We start from the raw sequence: 16,207 nt of genomic DNA, 5'->3' as shown, positions 1-16,207 counted from the left end.
CACCTTGAACGGATGCGGCAACAGCCTTGCTTCGGCACGAAACATCAAGCAGAGTGTGCCCGCCTTTTCATGGTGGAGTTTTATATGATGTTTTCCCCCTCGCCCCGTTTCGCAATCGGCCTGTGCACGGCCGTAAGCCTGATAGCGCTTCAGTCGGCGCCTGCCCTTGCCTTCGATGCAACCGGCAACGATATCGCCGACGCCTTCCTGTCCGTTGTGGATGCTCAGGAGGGTACCGTTGAAAGCTACGGGTCCGTGGATGCTTCGGGTGATACCGTCACGATCGGCGACCTTGTCGTCGCGGATGGAGGAGACGGCAAGGTAACGATTGCCAAGACGATGCTGGGCGGCGGCGAGATCCTCGATAATGGCCGCCTCAAGCTCGAGAGCCTCGATCTGGAATCGCTCGAGTTGAAAGCGGATGACGGCGGCATGTCCGTGGGCACGCTCAATGCGACACAGCTTGTGCTTCCTTCACCGGCAGAAGCGGCTGCCAAGACATCGCCGTCCGGCCCGGGCTACAGGACCGTCGAAATCAAGACCATCCAGATCAATGACGAAGACGGCAAGGTTGCCGATATCCAGTCGATCTCGTCCACGATCGACAGCATGGACGGCGACTTGCCGACCTCCGGCAGTTTTGCGCTGAACGGCGCGGTTGTCGACGTGAAAGAGCTTGAGGTCGAAGAAGCAAAGACGCTCTCCGAACTCGGCTATGAAACGCTTACTCTCGACGTAACGGCGTCGGGCAAATGGGATGTCGACGCAGCGACCATCACCATTCCGGAACTCAGGATCGATGCAAAGGATGCTGCCAGCCTGACGCTCACCCTTTCGCTCGGCGGCGTCACGCGAGATGTCGTGGAACAACTGGAAGCGAAGTCCGACAAGCCGGAAGAAGCCATGGGACTTTTGCAGAACGTATCGGTCGTGGACGCAAAAATCCGCCTGGACGATGCTTCGCTCACCGGCCGCATTCTGGAACAGGAGGCCAAGAAATCGGGCGTTGATGTGCCGACTTATGTCGGCGGTCTGACGGGAAGCCTGCCCCTGATGCTCGGGATGCTGCAGAACAAGGAACTGGAGGGTCAGGTCGCCAAGGCCGTGACCGACTATCTGAATGCGCCCGGATCGCTGGAAATCACCGCGACACCCGGTGCTCCGGTGCCGTTTTCACAGGTCATGGGAACAGCAATGCTGGCCCCGCAGATGATCCCGCAAATTCTGTCAGTCGGTATCACCGCCAACCAGTGAGCTTCATCGCGCAACGAAAAAGCCCGGGATCTTCCCGGGCTTTTTTGCCTGGCGTTTTTGGACGCTATTCGGCTGCTTCCGACTTGTCCTGGAATTGAAGTTCACACAGGCGGCGGTAGATCCCGTCATGTTCGAAGAGTTCGTTGTGGCTGCCGCTCTCTATCACCTTGCCCTTGTCCATGACGTGGATCCGGTGGGCATGCCGAACCGTGCTCAGCCGGTGTGCGATGACCAGCGTCGTCCGGTTTTCCATCAGGTTTTCAAGCGCTGACTGAATGGTTGCCTCCGATTCGGCATCGAGCGCGGAAGTCGCTTCATCCAGCAGCAGGATCGGCGCATCGCGCAGCATGGCACGCGCGATCGCAATGCGCTGTCTCTGGCCGCCCGACAGATTGCTGCCGCCTTGTCCCGCCCTCGTGTTGTAACCCTCCGGCAGGGCCAGGATAAAATCATGTGCATTGGCGGCCCGGGCAGCGGCCTCGATCTCGTCCTGCGTGCAACCGGGTTTTCCAACGGCAATGTTCTCGCGAATGCTGTTGTTGAACAGGAAGGGATCCTGACCAACAAACGCCATGCATTCTCTCAACGAGCGCTGTGTGACGGTCTTGATATCCTGTTGGTCGATCAGGATCTCGCCCGACTGCGGATCGTAGAAGCGCTCAAGCAGCGAAAACACCGTCGACTTGCCTGCACCGGACGCGCCAACGAGCGCCGTCATCTTTCCGGCAGCGGCGACAAAGCTGGTTCGATGAAGAGCGGCGCTTTCCCCGTAAGAAAACTCGACATCGCGAAACTCCACTTTCGCTGACTTCAGATCGAGGTCGGGCGCGCCGGGGGCATCCTCATGATCGGGTTTCCTGTCGACAAGATCGTACATGATGCGCAGTCCAACGACCTGCTTGCCCAGATTGACGTTCAGACGTGCCAGACGCCGCGCCGGATCATAGGCAAGCAGCAGCGCGGTGATGAACGAAAACAAAGCTCCCGGATCCTGATCGAGCTCAATGACGGAATACCCGCCATAAAAGATAACGAGCGCAATCGCGAAACCGCCAAGCGTGTCCATCAGAGGAGATGTCCTGGCGGTCAGGGAGGCGATCTTGTTGGCCTGTTTCTGAACCTCCAGAAGACCGACTTCCATCTTGTCGCGCATTTCCGGTTCCAGTCCGAAAGCGCGCACGTCGCGAACCCCCAGTATGGTCTCCTGCATCACCGTGCTGACCTTCTGGTTCGAAACGACCTGGCGTTTCACGTATTCCTTCACCCGGCGGATGAGAAACGTGACCCCGATAACGGCCGGCGGCATCGTGATGAGCGCGAACAGACTCAGGAACGGGTTCTGAAAGACCATCACGAAACCCAGACCGATCAATGTCAGCACGTCCCGGCCCAGCGTCGTCACGATCATGTCGAGCGTGGATTTGACGGCACCGACGCCCTGGTTCACCTGAACGCCGATCTCCGCGAGGGAATGCCTGTCAAAATAGGCCTGGTTCTGGCGCAAGAGGATCGCGAACATGCGTCTGCGCAGATCCGTGACAATCTCGTTTCCGACGCGCGCCAGCACGACGATCTGACCGAAGGTCGCAACACCCTTGAGCGTGAAAATGAATAGAACCACCAATCCGATGAGGTAGACCATCCGCGAGTCCTTGTTCACGAATACCTCGTTCACAACATCACGCATGATCCACGCACTTGCAGCCGTGGTTGCCGCAATCACGCCCATGAAGACAAATGCCAGAATGTATTTTGGAATATACTTCCGGAAATTTTCGCCCAGAACACGTTTGATAAGCTGGACCGTTCCGCGCGGATCGGTCCAGGTTTCCGACTTGAACGGGTTACGCAGCAAGCGTTTTGCTTCCATTGGTATCATCGCCTCGACAGTTGAGACTGAACAAGTCACGCCACGCGCATCTTAGCACGTGAGTTGATCTCAATTTTGTTAAGCCCCAAAAACGATGCGTTTATTCTTCCGGCAGGTTCAAGCGCAAATGCAGGTCGCGCAGCTGGGCCGCGGTCGCCTCGCTCGGCGCATCCATCATGAGATCCTCGGCCTTCTGGTTCATCGGGAAGAGCATGACCTCGCGAATGTTGGCCTCGTTGGCCAGAAGCATCACGATGCGGTCAATGCCTGCCGCGCAGCCGCCATGCGGAGGAGCACCGTACTGGAATGCATTCACCATGCCGCCGAAGCGCTTGTCGACTTCTTCGGCCGGATACCCGGCGATTTCGAATGCCTTGTACATGATCTCCGGTTTGTGGTTCCGGATCGCACCAGAAACCAGTTCATTGCCGTTGCAGGACAGATCGTATTGCCAGCCCTTGACGTCAAGAGGGTCGCCATCAAGTGCTTCCAGTCCGCCCTGAGGCATGGAGAAAGGATTGTGCTCGAAGTCGATCTCGCCGGTCTCTTCGTCTTTTTCGTAGATCGGAAAGTCAACGATCCAGGCGAATTCAAAGCGTTCCTTGTCCGTGTGGCCAAGTTCCTCGCCGATGATCACGCGTGCCTTCGCCGCCACTGCCTCGAACTGTTTCGGCTTGCCGCCAAGGAAGAATGCGGCATCTCCAACCTCAAGACCGAGTTGCGCGCGGATCGCTTCCGTGCGCTCGGGGCCGACGTTCTTGGCAAGCGGGCCGGCCGCTTCCATCGATCCGTCTTCCGCCTTGCGCCAGAAGATATAGCCCATGCCCGGAAGGCCCTCGCCCTGCGCGAACTTGTTCATCCGGTCACAGAACTTGCGGCTGCCGCCCTTTGGGGCCGGGATCGCGCGGATTTGAGTGCCGGGCTGTTCCAGCAGGTTGGCGAAGATGGCAAAACCGGAACCGGCAAAATGCTCGGATACGATCTGCATCTTGATCGGGTTGCGCAGATCCGGCTTGTCGGTTCCGTACCAGAGCGCGGAATCCTTGTAGGCAATCTGCGGCCAGTTGCGGTTTACGGGGCGGCCGCCGCCGAATTTTTCGAAACAGCCCGCCAGCACCGGCTCGATCGTGTCGAAGACGTCCTGCTGGGTAACGAAGGACATCTCCATGTCGAGCTGATAAAAGTCCGTTGGCGAGCGGTCAGCGCGCGGATCCTCGTCACGAAAACACGGCGCGATCTGGAAGTACTTGTCGAAGCCGGAGACCATCAACAGCTGCTTGAACTGCTGCGGCGCCTGCGGCAATGCGTAGAACTTGCCGGGGTGCAGACGGGACGGCACGAGAAAGTCGCGCGCGCCTTCCGGAGATGACGCCGTGATGATCGGGGTCTGGAACTCGTTGAAGCCGATCGACCACATGCGATCGCGCAAGTCCCGGATGACATCCGAGCGCAGCATCATGTTGGCATGCAGTTTCTCACGCCGCAGATCCAGGAAACGGTACTTCAACCGGACTTCTTCCGGATACTCCAGGTCACCGAAGACGGGCAGCGGCAGTTCCTTGGCGGAGCCCAGGATTTCCATCTCGCGGATGAAGATCTCGACTTCGCCCGTCGGCAGTTCGGGATTGATGGTTTCGTCCGTGCGTTTTTTCACGTTGCCGTCGATGCGGATGCACCATTCGGAGCGAACGCTCTCGGCGAGCCCGAACGCATCGGAATCAGGATCGACCACGCACTGGGTTACGCCGTAGTGGTCGCGCAGATCGATGAACAGCACCCCGCCGTGATCGCGGACCCTGTGGACCCAACCGGAAAGACGGATGGTCTGGCCTTCGTCGGACAGTCGGAGATCACCGCACGTGTGACTACGGTAGGGGTGCATTCTAATTCCTCGGCGTTCTTCTTGGCATGAAAAATCATTACGGCCCACCGATGGCAGGCCGTGTCCGGCTGCACAAGCCATGTTGCGAAGCGAAAGTCAAGGGAGCGTGTTTGACGTTGCTTGCCGATCCTCGCGAGGAAAGGTATCCATCAACCCTGTTTTGATCCGTTCATAGAAAGGCGATTGCCGACACCGTGTCCCATGATCTCGTCGAAGCCATACTGGATGCTTTGAAAAGCCTCGAGGAAGAAGAAGAATTGATCATGACCACGTCGGTGCCCGGCCAGCTCGCAGTGAAGATCAGGGACAGGATTGCAAACGAGATCCCGATACCGCCGGTATCCACGATTGAGTTTTCGGCGATCCGCGCCCTCATCAGGCACGCCGTCGACGACAGGCGTTTTTTCGATGCCGAGATGCCAACGCTGACCGGTTTGACCGCGGAACAGTTTCTCGACCTTGCCGCCAAACTTCCTTCAGAATGATTCTGCATTATTCGTTTCGGTATTTGCGAACGCTTCTGCAGGGCCGTTAATCGCCTTGGTTGAAAATTGCCGCAACGCGACCCCTGCTATAAGCTTTTTCCGTCTCGAATCTATTGGGGGGGACCGAACGTGATTTCTCTTCTCTTCGCGCTCATGACAATCGCAATCATCCTTGCCTGGCGGGATCGCTGGCGTCTTTCCTATGCGGTCTTCACAGTCGCACTCGTGTTGAGCATCTACTGGCTCGACTATCACGCAACGAGCCCGCTCACGATCAAGCTTTAGGAGCCGGTTGCATGATCATTCTCGCTCCTCATCCGTCCCGGACACTGAATGCGATCGGGCTTCTCGTTATCTGTGGAATCCTGATTGCCGCGTACGCCTTTCAGTTCGCGCTGGACGAACTGCCCTGCCCGCTCTGCCTGCTGCAACGGGTTGCGCTTGTCGGCGTTGGCTACGGCCTGTGCCTCAACCTGATCTACGGCGCCAAGCCGCATCATTACGGCATCATGCTGCTATCTGCCATCTACGGCGGAAGCGTTTCAATTCGTCAGATCCTTCTCCACATTGTCCCCGGCACGGGCAGCTATGGTTCGCCCGTCCTGGGTCTGCACTACTACACCTGGGCCGGGATCAGCTTCTTCCTGGTCATTTTGGGAACGGCGTTCATGTTGCTGTTCGAGGGACAGTATAAGAAAGCACTGGTCGACAAGCCCGAACACGGGCGGTTTGGCGGTCAGCCTCTCGCGAAATTCGCCTTTTTCCTGATGCTGTTCCTGGCGCTGGCAAATGTGCTCTCGACATTCCTGGAATGCGGTCCCGGCATCTGCGACGACCCGCCAACCGACTACAAGCTGCTTGAGGAGCTCAAATCAGAGGGTTGAATCAGCTGTCGACCGCCTGCAGGAGCGGATGCCATTGCCCCCTCACTTCGTGGGCCTTGGCATCCGAATGGTCGAACACGCCGGTCCCGTTCGCGGCATGGCGTGCGTAAAGAACCCGGTCGGAAATCCTGGTGAGCAGCGGATAGCCTTTCTTCGCAAGGGTCTTTTCCAGGTCGCTCACCTGTGTCGAGCGCCTGTTGATCCTGTTGGCGACAACGTGAATGTCCGCCTTGCCTTTTCTGACCTTCTTGATGTCGGAGATGTTGTCCAGAAATTTCAAGGTGGCGTTCCAGTCGAATGCGGACGCCAGCACGGGCACCACGATATCCGACGCCTCGGCAATCAGGTTCTTGGCAAGTTCGGAGCGCAGTCCGCCCGGACCGTCGATCACGACCGCGTCCAGCTTCTTGTCCAAATCGCCGATATTGCCTTCCTTGCTCCAGTTCAACGCCTCGATTCTCAGGAGATTCTTCGGGCGCCGCTTGGTCCAGGAAAGACTTGACTTCTGCCGGTCCGCGTCTGCGAGCGCGACATCCTCCCCCCGTGCGGCAAGCGCAACTGCAAGATTCGTGGCGATGGTTGTTTTCCCGCATCCACCCTTGGAATTCACCACAAGTATTTTGCGCATCCGGTATCTCCTGCTTCATGGGAAAACAAATTTGAGCACTTTCCAACATAGGCGCACTCATTGCGCTTCTTCAAGGGGAGATTGATCTTAACTTTCCATTTCGTGGCGACAAAGCGGCAGAACTCCGTTATAGCTGTGTCTCACCATGCATGTGATTACAAAAACAAAAGATCTCGCCGAAGCCTGTCAACGTCTTGCAGCCAATGACTACGTAACGGTTGACACGGAGTTCCTCAGGGAAACCACTTTCTGGCCCAAACTGTGCGTAATCCAGATGGCCGGGCCCGACATGGCATTCATTGTCGATGCCCTCTCGGAAGGTCTGGACCTTGCTCCGTTCTTCGGGCTCATGCGCGATGACAGCGTCACAAAGGTCTTCCACGCCGCCCGCCAGGACATCGAGATCATCTATCATCTGGGAGAACTGATTCCCGCGCCCCTGTTCGATACCCAGGTGGCCGCGATGGTGTGCGGCTTTGGCGACTCCATCTCCTACGACCAGCTGATCTACAAGGTTACCGGCGCCAGGATCGACAAGTCATCCAGGTTCACGGACTGGGCCCGACGTCCGCTCACGAACAAGCAGCTCGACTATGCGCTTGCCGATGTCACCCATCTGCGGGATGCCTATCAGTTCCTCAAGGCCAATCTTGCGGAGCAGAACCGCAGCCACTGGGTGCGCGACGAAATGGAAGTGCTGACGTCGGTCGGGACCTACAAAGCCGATCCGGAACAGGCATGGAAGCGGCTCAAGCTGCGTGTGCGCAAGCCGGTCGAACTTGCGGTGATGATGGAACTCGCCGCCTGGCGCGAACGTGAGGCACAAGACCGGAACGTACCGCGCAACCGCGTGATCAAGGACGACGCGATCTATGAACTGGCGGCCCAGCAACCGCAGGACCCGGAGGGAATCAGCCGGCTGAGGACGATCCCGCGCGGTTTCGAACGCTCAAAATCCGCAGACGAAATCCTGAAGGCGATCCGGCGGGCCTTGAAGGTCCCGCGAGAGAACCTGCCCAAGCTGCCCAAGGGCCGGCAAGCGCCAGATGGTTCGGCGGCGGCCGTCGACCTCCTGAAGGTGCTCCTGAAAATGGTCAGCGAAGCCAATGGCGTTGCAGCCAAGGTGATTGCAACGGTGGACGACCTGGAAAAGATCGCAGCGAGCGATGACGCCGATGTCGCAGCAATGAAAGGCTGGCGCCGCGAGTTGTTCGGGGAACTGGCATTGAAACTCAAGCGCGGCGAAGTCGCCCTCGCCTTTCAAGACCGCCAGATCGTCGCGCTTCCGCAGTCCTCGGTTCAGGGCGAGTTGAAAACGCAAGCGGCCGAATAACCATCCGGCCTCAGGCGCGTTTCAGAACGACTTCCGCATCGATCACTTTGCCAAGTTGCGCTGCGCGCTTGCGCAGGCGTTCTCCGTCCAGATTTGCAAGCTCGCTGCTCAGTTCGATCGCGAGCCCGGTTTCGGTGCGCACAACCCCGATCTTGGGAAGCAGCCCGGCCATGGACGCGCTCAGGAGCGAAGCGACGCGCAAGGTGGCGCCAAGCACCTTTGCCCTTATCCTGAGACGATCGGTAAACAGCTCCCGGATGACCTGAGACAAGGCTCCTTCGCGCAATCCCTGGTGCCGGTAAAAGACGGCGGCGGCGAGATAGGCGCGGCTGGCATGATCAAGACCGACGAACGAGGCATTGGAGATGATGTTGAGGCTCTGCTCGCCGCGATAGTCCGGATGCGCCCGCCATCCGATGTCCGAAAGCAGACAGGCCGCGTGCCGCAACCGGGTTTCGTTCGCCGTTTCCTCTATCTGGAGTTCGCGAAAAAGGTCGTCCGTCCAGTCAATCAGCTCGATCGCATGTTGCGGTGAGCGTGCGCGCAGCTCGCACAATTCGCGTGCGGCCTCGATGACAGGATCCTTGGCCTGCATCTGCGGTGACAGCTTCTCGTGCAGCAGGCCCTCGCGCACGCCGGTTGCCGAGAACATCAGCCGTTCGGCTTTCATGGCGATCAGAACCTGTTCGAGAACCACCGCGCCAATCGGCACGAGGGGACGTCTCTGCTTGGAGACGACCTCCGCCATTTTGATGTCTTCGAGATTTGGCACGGCGATCTCACGGCAGAATGCGATCGCCTCTTCCGCGTCCATCTCGTAATTGTGCATCACGTGCAGCGGATAGTTGTTCTGCATCAGGTGCAGTCTGCCGAGGGACCGCCACGTCCCCCCGACAGCAAAGAAGGTGCGTTCTCCGGGGGCAAGACCGGGCCATTCGTAGTTCTTGAGAGCCGCCTCCGTTATCTTGTGCGCCTTCTCAATGGAGCCACCCGCTTCCTCGGACAGGCGCAGGCCGCCCAAGGGAAAGGTCGCGCCGCCGCCGGGTTTCTTTTCGCCTATTTCAACCAGCTCAAGGCTGCCGCCGCCCATGTCGCCGACCATGCCGCGCGGCTGCCAGAAACCGGCGATGACACCCAATGCCGAGTAATAGGCTTCCTCGCTGCCATTCAATATCCGAACGGGCGCATCGAGAATGCGTTCCACCTCGGCGACAAACTCCTGCCCGTTTTCCGCGTCGCGTGCAGCAGCGGTGGCGACAACGTAAAGCTCCTTGCAGCCGGTATGCTCGATCAACGCCTTGAAGCGAACCAGTTCGCCGAGCGCGAGTTCAACGGATTCAGTGGCAAGCTGCCCCGTGGCCGCGACCCCTCTGCCAAGTCCGGCGAGAAGCTTTTCGTTGAATAGCATTGTTGGCGTGCGGGCCTTGCGCTCGTAAATCACGAGACGCACGGAGTTCGAGCCTATGTCGACGACGGCAACCGGCCCTGTCCCGTTGAGCCGGCCGCGCGCCGGCTTGAACTGGCTCTTCATGTCAGCCTCGTTTTTGCCGCTTCAGGAACGGCTTGGGACGATCGCTTTTCAAGGATTTTCCTCTTCCTGAAAGTGACGGGTTGGTCATGAAATACCGGTGTGCGTTGAACGGTTCCTCGTTCGGACCGGGCACGATGCGCTCATGGCTGCCGTCTGCGAGAATGCGCCAGCTCTGCTGATTGTCTTTCAGATTGGCCACCATGATCTGGTCGAGCACCTGTTCGTGCACTGTCGCAGTGAGCAGGGGCGAAAGCACTTCCACCCTTCTGTCGATGTTCCGGGGCATCAGGTCGGCAGATCCGATATAGACATAGGCCTCTGGAGACGGAAGGCCGTGCCCGTTGCCGAAGCAGAAGATGCGCGAGTGTTCCAGAAAACGCCCGACGATGGATTTGACCCGAATGTTGTCCGACAGCCCCTCTATGCCCGGCCTCAGGCAGCAAATGCCCCGGATCACAAGATCGATCTGAACGCCTGCCTGGCTGGCACGATAAAGCGCGTCGATAATCTCATGATCGACGAGCGAATTCATCTTCATCCAGATCTGGGCCGGGCGGCCTTCCTTGGCGTGCCGGATCTCCGCCTCGGTCAATTCCAGCATGCGCTGGCGCAGATTGACCGGCGATACCAGCAGATGGTTCAACTCATCCGGCTCCGCGTAGCCGGTGATGAAATTGAATACCCGTGCCGCGTCCTCGGCAATACCGGGATCATCGGTGAAAAAGGACAGGTCTTCGTAAATCCTGGCGGTTATGGGGTGATAGTTGCCGGTGCCGATATGGCAGTAGGTCTTGAGCTGGCCGTGCTCGCGCTTGATGACCATGGACAGCTTGGAGTGGGTCTTCAATTCAATGAAGCCGAATACGACCTGAACACCCGCACGTTCCAGGTCGCGCGCCCATTTGATGTTGGCTTCCTCGTCGAACCGCGCCTTGAGCTCCACCAGCGCCGTGACCGATTTTCCGGCTTCCGCCGCTTCAGCCAACGCCTTGACGATCGGCGAATTGTTCGAGGTCCGGTAGAGCGTCTGCTTGATCGCAACGACGTCAGGATCACGTGCGGCCTGCCGGAGATACTGCACCACGACATCAAAGGACTCATAAGGGTGGTGGACGACGATGTCCTTCTGGTGGATGGCCGCGAGGCAATCGCCGCCATGTTCGCGAATACGTTCGGGAAAACGGGCCGTGTACGGCTCGAATTTGAGATCCGGGCGTTCCAGATCGACGATCTGCGACAGGTTGTTGAGCGCAAGCAGGCCCTTTGCCTGAAACGTCTCGCTTTCGCCGACGTCAAGCGCATCGGCGACAAATTCCTGGAGTGCCGGCGGTGTTGTTTCCTGAATCTCCAGCCGGATCACCGAGCCCCGGCGCCGGCGCTTCAGGGCACTTTCAAAGAGGCGCACGAGGTCTTCGGCTTCCTCTTCGATTTCCAGGTCGCTGTCGCGGATGACACGGAATGCGCCCTTGCCCCGGATTTCGTATCCGGGAAACAGACGGCCGATAAACATGCTGACCACACGTTCAATGGCAATGAAACGCGCCGCACCGCCACCCAAATTTGGCAACCGCACAAACCGCTCAACCTGGTTCGGGATCCTCAGGAGCGCGATCATTCCGCGCCCGCCTGATGTCGGCACCAGTTCAAAGACGATGGAAAAGCCGAGATTGGGTATGAACGGGAACGGATGCGCCGGATCGATGGCCAGCGGTGTCAGGACGGGAAACACGTATCCCAGGAAATACTCCTGAAGCCAGGCTTTGTCCGCTTCGCCGATATCGTCGCCATGAAAAATCTCGATTCCCTGTTCGGCGATCTCCCCGCGCAGGTCTTCCCAGATCCGTTGCTGGGATGCCTGCAGATCACGGACGGCCTCGCTGATTCTTTCGAGCTGTTCGGTCGGCGTCAGGCCATCGTCGGAAAGGTTCGTCACTTCCGCGCGCTGCTGGCCGCGAAGTCCGGCAACCCGCACCATGAAGAACTCATCAAGGTTGTTCGCGGAAATCGACAGGAACCGGACCCGTTCCAGAAGCGGATGATTCTCGTTCATGGCTTCTTCGAGGACGCGCAGGTTGAACTGCAGCCAGGACAGTTCCCGGTTCATGTACCGGTCAGGAGCAGACATCACTTCGGCCAACGGTTCGTGATCTTCACCGCGCAGGTCGGAAGAAGCCGTGAAAACATCTGAAAGGTCGTTTGTCTCATTCATGGTGCTTCCCTTCAGATACAGGCTTTGGTGACCCAAGGGTACGGACTCACAAAAGAGGCCGGATTGGTTTGAGGCGGTTTGCGTCTCATCAAGGCGCGGCAGCGCGGGAAATGCTCCTCATTTTCAAGTTTTTCGCAACGCGGAGGAAGTGCAAGCCGATCAAATCCGAAGGACATGGAAATGGCTTCACCCCGCAGCGTCAGCGCGCTTGACCGGGCAGGAAGCCCGCTCTGTACACCCTTCCTGACGGGATTTTGCCATTTCGCATGCCATTTCAGTCTCATTTATGTGTCCGTACCCTTGCCGTGGACCTTTGGAATGTGAGTAACACGGTGAGCGCGGCAGGCAAATGAAACCAATGTCGCAACCCGCTAACTCAACGCCCCTTATGCACATCTTCAAGAACACGACCCGCAAGAGGCTTGGTTATTTTGACACGTCCGGCCAGCGCTTCCTGATCGATCGCCTCGACGGCGCGCATGGCAACATCCAGCGACCGTTCCATGCGGACAACAAGGTAGTCGACGACACCGATGTCCACCGAAATCTGACGGTCGGCAAAGAGTTTGACGAGAACCCTTCGCAACAGGTCATCGTCAGGTTCGAGGATTTCGACCGGTGTGGCGGCACGCAGGCGGGACATCAGGTCGGGCAGCGAAAGCTTCCAGCTCACCGGCCACGTGCGGCTGGTGATCAGAACCGTCTTGCCGGCCTGCCGGGACGCGTTGAGGAGATGAAACAGCGCCGTGTCATCGACACCCAGATGTGCGTTTTCAACAACGGCCGCAGGCGCTGTGGCCAGTTCATCGACCATGTCATCGGCAAGATCGGGCGCAGCGACGACGCGGGCGGCGCTTTCGTCCTGAAAGGCCTGCACAAGGTGGCTTTTGCCGGATCCGACGGGACCAGCAAGAACAACAACGGGTGACGGCCAGTCCGGCCACCTTTCCAGCAGCTCATATGCGGCCTTGTTGGAGGCACCCACGAGGTAGTCTTCACGCCCGAGCGCGGCCTCGTGCGGCAACTCCAAAGGCAACTGGCGCGGTGGTTCCGCCATTATCCCGTCACTTACTCTTCACCCGCGGTCGAAGAAGGGGCAATTCCCTTGTAGACCGGGCTTGCTAGGTACTGTCTCAAGCCGAAGCGCGCAAGCACCCCGATCATCGCGGCGGCCGGCACGGCGATCAGCATGCCCACGAAGCCGAAAAGAAAACCGAAGGCGAAAAGTGCAAACATGAGGGTCACGGGATGAAGGCCGGTGCTTTCCCCGACCAGCTTCGGTTGAAGGATGTTGCCTTCCAGGAACTGGCCGACCGCGAACACGGCACCGACAACGAGTATCCACGGCCAGTCCGGCCAGAACTGGACAAGCGCAACGCCGATGGACAGAACGAAACCAAGCGCTGCACCAACAAATGGAATGAAGCTGACGAGGCCGGCAGCCATGCCGATCAGAAGCCCGAAATTCAACCCGACGAGCGCCAGCGAAACCGCGTAGAAAATACCCAGGATGACACAAACCGAAACCTGACCGCGAACGAAACCAGCGACAGCCGCGTCCATTTCCCTGGCAAGACCCCGGATTTCCTCCAGGTGGTCACGCGGGATCCAGCTGTCGATCCGCTCGACCATGTGATCCCAGTCCAGGAGAAGGTAGAACGCGACAACCGGTGTGATCACGAAAAGCGACAGGATCGACAGCAATGCCTGTCCCCCGCTCCAGATCGACTGCGCGAGTTTGCCGACAAACGAAGCCCCCTGCCCGATAAGATCCGTCATCGACGCCTGGAGATCTTCCGGTGACAGGCCGGCAAGGCTTGCCAGGTTGGCCGGAAAGTATTTTTGAAGCAGGACCTGAAGCCTGCGCACCAGGTCGGGAAAGTTCTCAAGAAACGAGGCCAGCTGATTGCCGAGGACCGGCACCAGCAGGATAAAAAACAGCACCAGCACCAGGATGAAAGAAAAAAGGATGGTCAGGGTTGCCCAAAGCCGGTCCATGCCAAGCCGCTCGAGACGGTCACACACCGGGTCGAGCAGGTAGGCAACGGCCATTCCGGCGACGAAAGGCAAAAGCACACCGGAAAAGATGTAGAGAAAAACGCAGAAAACGGCCAGGGAAAGCAACCAGAACTGAACCTGACGGCGCAAAGTCATAAATGTTCCTCCGGGCAATGACCGGGAATGGGTCTCGAAAAGTCAGCGGTAGTATACATGACAAGATACGTATTTTTCCCGCGCATTGCTCATAGGTTGTCGAACATTGCCCGGTCAAGAGGTGGATTTGCAAGTGAACAGGCGGCGCAGCCCTTGTGAAAACCGGCACAAGGCTGTATGCGCGGCAGTGACAAGACAAGGTCTTGGGCAACCGACCCCGCAAACGAACGTCTGGAGCAGCCATGAGCCCGTCCAAAGCCGAAGGAAGCAATGGCCTGACCTATGCCGACGCCGGTGTCGACATCGATGCGGGGAATGCCCTGGTCGACCGGATCAAACCACTGGTCAAGGCAACGTCACGGCCTGGCGCGGACAGCGACATTGGCGGATTTGGCGGCCTGTTCGACCTGAAGCGTGCAGGCTTTCACGATCCGATCCTGGTCGCGGCAAATGACGGTGTCGGGACCAAGCTGAAGATTGCGATCGAGACAGGACAGCATCGCACGGTCGGCATCGATCTCGTCGCAATGTGCGTCAACGATCTCGTCGTCCAGGGCGCAGAGCCCCTGTTTTTCCTCGACTATTTTGCAACAGGCGCACTTGATGTCGACACGGCGAGTGATGTTGTCGCCGGCATCGCAGACGGCTGCAAGCTTGCCGGAGCCGCTCTGATCGGCGGAGAAACGGCTGAAATGCCGGGTATGTATTCCGACGGCGACTATGATCTCGCAGGCTTTTCGGTCGGCGCGGTCGAACGGGGCCAGATCCTGCCGCGCAGCGACGTGGCCGAAGGCGATGTGCTTCTCGGTCTCGCATCGTCCGGTGTGCACTCGAACGGGTACTCCATGGTGCGCAAGATCATGGAACTTGCCGGTCTCTCCTGGTCAGACAACGCTCCTTTCGAAACAGGCAAGTCGCTTGGTGAAGTGCTGATGGAACCGACCCGGATCTACGTCAAACCGCTTCTGGCGGCCCTGAAGGAAACAGGTGGCATCAAGGCGCTGGCGCATATCACTGGAGGCGGCCTGCCGGAAAACCTGCCCCGTGTACTCCCGGACGACTGCTCGGCCCGTATTGACCTTTCGATGATCGACCCGCCCGCGGTTTTCTCCTGGCTCGCGCAGACCGGCGGTGTCGCCGAAAGCGAAATGCTGCGCACCTTCAATTGCGGCGTCGGCATGGTGATTGCCGTCTCCAGGGATGAAGCGGACGCCGTTGCCGGTGTCCTGCGTGACAATGGCGAGACCGTCGCGGTTATCGGCAGGATCGAAGCTGGCGGGGACACGCCGGTCCTCTTCGACAACAGCCTCGGATTTTCCGGATGAGCCGCAAACGCACAGCTGTTCTCATTTCCGGTCGCGGATCGAACATGGGCGCGCTCATTTCAGCGGCCATGGCCCCCTCCTACCCTGCCGAAATCGCGCTTGTCGTTTCAAACCGGCCTGATGCAAAGGGGTTGGAGCGGGCGGCTGAGTTCGGAATTCCGACCGCGGTGGTCGACCACACCGGTTTTGCCGGCGACCGTGAAGCATTCGAAAAAGCGGTCGACACCGTACTCAAGGAACACCGGATCGATCTCGTCGCGCTTGCGGGTTTCATGCGCATCCTCACACCTTTCCTGGTAAACGCGTGGTCGGGCCGCATGATCAACATACATCCGGCTCTCCTGCCCTCCTTCAAGGGCCTTGCGACCCATGAACGTGCGCTGGACGAAGGCGTAAAACTGCATGGAGCAACGGTTCACTTCGTCTCTGCTGAAATGGATGACGGGCCAATCATCATCCAGGGCGCGGTTCCGGTGCTCGACCAGGACACGCCCGACACGCTGGCGGCACGCGTCCTTGAAGTCGAACACCGGATCTATCCGAAAGCCCTTGAACTCGTTGCGACCGGGAAGACCAAGGTGACCGGGGCCCGGGTCCTGACTGGAGCGGAAAGCGATTCCGACCCGCACCTCATATGGCCGGTCTGAATTGC

General features: G+C 58.7%; 14 protein-coding genes. 7 read left to right on the top strand and 7 right to left on the bottom strand.

Annotated features, from left to right (window positions below):
* Positions 1–84: 84 nt before the first annotated feature.
* On the top strand, positions 85–1,254 hold the full coding sequence (locus RBB49_RS14275; protein ID WP_306143514.1) for a hypothetical protein: 1,170 nt from the start codon (positions 85–87) through the stop codon (positions 1,252–1,254).
* Positions 1,255–1,318: 64 nt separating this feature from the next.
* Here RBB49_RS14275 and RBB49_RS14270 read toward each other — a convergent pair whose 3' ends face one another.
* Together RBB49_RS14270 and aspS are read right to left on the bottom strand one after the other, a co-directional pair.
* Positions 1,319–3,124: an ABC transporter ATP-binding protein gene (locus RBB49_RS14270; protein WP_306143513.1), complete on the bottom strand. Its 1,806-nt coding sequence runs from the start codon at positions 3,122–3,124 to the stop codon at positions 1,319–1,321.
* A gap of 100 nt (positions 3,125–3,224) precedes the next feature.
* Entirely contained in the window at positions 3,225–5,006 is a 1,782-nt protein-coding gene (aspS, locus tag RBB49_RS14265) for an aspartate--tRNA ligase (RefSeq protein WP_306143512.1), read from the bottom strand.
* A gap of 194 nt (positions 5,007–5,200) precedes the next feature.
* Here aspS and RBB49_RS14260 point away from each other — a divergent pair, with 194 nt between their 5' ends.
* The 3 genes from RBB49_RS14260 (at position 5,201) to RBB49_RS14250 (ending at position 6,375) form a co-directional block, all read left to right on the top strand.
* Complete coding sequence (locus RBB49_RS14260; RefSeq protein WP_306143511.1) at positions 5,201–5,491, top strand: hypothetical protein; 291 nt, start codon at positions 5,201–5,203, stop codon at positions 5,489–5,491.
* 129 nt (positions 5,492–5,620) lie between these two features.
* Entirely contained in the window at positions 5,621–5,776 is a 156-nt protein-coding gene (locus RBB49_RS14255; RefSeq protein WP_306143510.1) for a DUF5993 family protein, read from the top strand.
* Between the two features lie 11 nt (positions 5,777–5,787).
* Complete coding sequence (locus RBB49_RS14250) at positions 5,788–6,375, top strand: disulfide bond formation protein B (RefSeq protein WP_306143509.1); 588 nt, start codon at positions 5,788–5,790, stop codon at positions 6,373–6,375.
* Between the two features lies 1 nt (position 6,376).
* Here the strand turns inward: RBB49_RS14250 and RBB49_RS14245 are convergent, their stop codons facing one another.
* Entirely contained in the window at positions 6,377–7,003 is a 627-nt protein-coding gene (locus RBB49_RS14245) for a ParA family protein (RefSeq protein ID WP_306143508.1), read from the bottom strand.
* 145 nt (positions 7,004–7,148) lie between these two features.
* Between RBB49_RS14245 and rnd the strand changes: the two genes are divergently transcribed.
* Entirely contained in the window at positions 7,149–8,336 is a 1,188-nt protein-coding gene (gene rnd, locus RBB49_RS14240) for a ribonuclease D (RefSeq protein WP_306143507.1), read from the top strand.
* Positions 8,337–8,346: 10 nt separating this feature from the next.
* Here rnd and RBB49_RS14235 read toward each other — a convergent pair whose 3' ends face one another.
* From RBB49_RS14235 to RBB49_RS14220, 4 genes are all read right to left on the bottom strand, one after another.
* The gene (locus RBB49_RS14235) at positions 8,347–9,867 is read right to left on the bottom strand and encodes a Ppx/GppA phosphatase family protein (RefSeq protein ID WP_306143506.1); all 1,521 of its coding nucleotides are present in this window, start codon (positions 9,865–9,867) and stop codon (positions 8,347–8,349) included.
* A 1-nt stretch (position 9,868) separates the two neighbouring features.
* Positions 9,869–12,076, bottom strand: coding sequence for an RNA degradosome polyphosphate kinase (locus tag RBB49_RS14230; protein WP_306143505.1), 2,208 nt, complete (start codon positions 12,074–12,076; stop codon positions 9,869–9,871).
* 376 nt (positions 12,077–12,452) lie between these two features.
* On the bottom strand, positions 12,453–13,133 hold the full coding sequence (locus RBB49_RS14225; RefSeq protein WP_306143504.1) for a hypothetical protein: 681 nt from the start codon (positions 13,131–13,133) through the stop codon (positions 12,453–12,455).
* Between the two features lie 11 nt (positions 13,134–13,144).
* Complete coding sequence (locus RBB49_RS14220) at positions 13,145–14,230, bottom strand: AI-2E family transporter (protein ID WP_306143503.1); 1,086 nt, start codon at positions 14,228–14,230, stop codon at positions 13,145–13,147.
* Positions 14,231–14,472: 242 nt separating this feature from the next.
* Between RBB49_RS14220 and purM the strand changes: the two genes are divergently transcribed.
* Complete coding sequence (gene purM / locus RBB49_RS14215) at positions 14,473–15,555, top strand: phosphoribosylformylglycinamidine cyclo-ligase (protein ID WP_306143502.1); 1,083 nt, start codon at positions 14,473–14,475, stop codon at positions 15,553–15,555.
* Complete coding sequence (gene purN, locus RBB49_RS14210; protein ID WP_306143501.1) at positions 15,552–16,202, top strand: phosphoribosylglycinamide formyltransferase; 651 nt, start codon at positions 15,552–15,554, stop codon at positions 16,200–16,202. The genes purM and purN overlap by 4 nt, the downstream gene beginning before the upstream one ends.
* Positions 16,203–16,207 lie beyond the last annotated feature (5 nt).

Origin of the sequence: Roseibium sp. MMSF_3412, assembly GCF_030733265.1 — a bacterium.
GTDB lineage: Bacteria > Pseudomonadota > Alphaproteobacteria > Rhizobiales > Stappiaceae > Roseibium.
Note: the sequence above shows the minus strand (reverse complement) of the source record. Positions and strands in the feature narration are given on the sequence as shown.